1 pseudogene is annotated in these 412 nt (G+C 47.6%); it reads left to right on the top strand.

Going from position 1 to position 412, the window contains the following annotated elements:
• Window positions 1-402: pseudogene (locus tag N6G83_RS54575) on the top strand (Tn3 family transposase); the annotation flags it as partial.
• Window positions 403-412 lie beyond the last annotated feature (10 nt).

Raw genomic sequence — 412 nt, 5'->3', positions numbered from 1 at the left:
CATTTTTGTGCATTACGTCGCATGTATATTCCTCGTTAAAATACAGTCGGGGCTGAATAAAGGTGAGGCTCGCAATGCCCTTGCGCGAGCGGTCTTTATGCATCGGCTGGGTGAAATCAGAGATCGGGGGCTGGAGAATCAGAGCTATCGAGCCAGCGGTCTGACGTTGCTGACTGCGGCGATCTCACTGTGGAATACGGTATATATAGAAAGAGCGATAGATTCTTTGAGACGAAAAGGGATCCCGATTAATGAGCAACTGATTACCATCTGTCACCACTGGGATGGGAACATATCAACCTGAGCGGGGATTACGTCTGGAGAACGAACCTCAAACTGGGACAGGGTAAATACCGCGCATTACGCTCAGTGAATAGTAATATGTACAAAAAACAGGCTTAGCGTAGGATAA

Source organism: Serratia sp. PL7, assembly GCF_945957435.1.
This window is presented reverse-complemented; position numbering and strand designations above follow the sequence as displayed.